This is a genomic window from Priestia sp. P5_B4 (genome assembly GCF_056400385.1).
Window position 1 is genome coordinate 1 of record NZ_JBFULJ010001081.1, and the last position, 1143, is coordinate 1143.

Annotated in this window: 2 protein-coding genes; both read right to left on the minus strand. The window is 30.9% G+C overall.

All coding sequences use genetic code 11. From position 1 onward, the window contains the following. Window positions 1–77: 77 nt before the first annotated feature. Window positions 78–407 carry a cupin domain-containing protein gene (locus tag AC1DRF_RS28960; protein ID WP_427076806.1) on the minus strand — a complete coding sequence of 110 codons (330 nt, stop codon included), beginning with the start codon at window positions 405–407 and terminating at the stop codon, window positions 78–80. 53 nt (window positions 408–460) lie between these two features. Further along, window positions 461–1143: class I SAM-dependent methyltransferase (locus tag AC1DRF_RS28965; protein ID WP_477742433.1), on the minus strand; the 683-nt coding region annotated here is incomplete at its 5' end.

Here is a 1143-nt window from a genome sequence, read left to right on the forward strand (position 1 = left end):
AGGAATTTATCTGTACATACGTAAAAGCCATTTAAGAATTATCTTAAATGGCTTTTACAGTGTTTATATTATTTCATTTACTCATCAACAATTATCGTATCAGCGTTTATATCCTCGAAACAGAGGTTTACTGTTCTTTGTTTCGCTCTGGTTCTATGTATTGTTCCAGCTGGTATAAGTAACATATCATTCGGTTTTAACACCGCTGTATCCTTATCTTTAAAATCAATTAAAAGTTCTCCCTCCATAATCATAAAAAGTTCATCTGAATTAGAATGATAGTGCCATTTGTATTCGCCTGAAAATACAGCTTTACGAAGGCAGTGATTATTAATGTTTGATACAGGAAAATTCACGTGTTGATCTTTAATATCTTTTGTAATTTCTTGAAGATTAATCTTTTCCAGCTCTAATTTCTCTACCATTACAATTCTCCCTTGATATTTTTTCTATAATAAATTCAATGTAATTTCCCCATATACACTAAAYCATTTGAACGATTTCCATTCATAGTTGTATATTCTAATTTCTTGTATTCTAAGGTTTCAAATTGATCTATCCATTCTTTCACGCGTTCTTCGCTATGATGACGTAAAATGGCTCCATCTGGTAATTCAAAAACCCCATATTTATGATACTTRGTGAGTCCCTTTTCATAACGTAATTTATTTCTTTCATCACTATTTAGTAGAAAGTCGTTGATGTAAATAATACCTCCTGGCTTTAGTACCCGTTTAATCTCATTTAAAATAGCATTTTGTTCATCACTTTTATGAACACATGTTAAAACTGCAAAAAGTAAGACAGCATCCAAAGAATCATTAGGAAAAGGAAGCTTCCCACTTTGAATAACTTGAAAATCGATTTCTGAGTTATGAGACTTAGCTCTTTTAATCATTTCTTCTGAAAAGTCTACACCATGTAAATTGTTATAATCGTAACTTCTTAATTCCAATAAAGTCCGTCCATACCCACAACCATAATCTAATATGGCAGCATTGTGATTAACATGTGTTAGGAATAATTCAGGTTGAAAAGGCGTAGTAAATTCTTTTTTATTAGCTACTTCATTCCAATATTCATCTTGTTTGATCATCTTTATGAAACATCTCCCTATTGATCTATCAACTTTTATTGCATCAT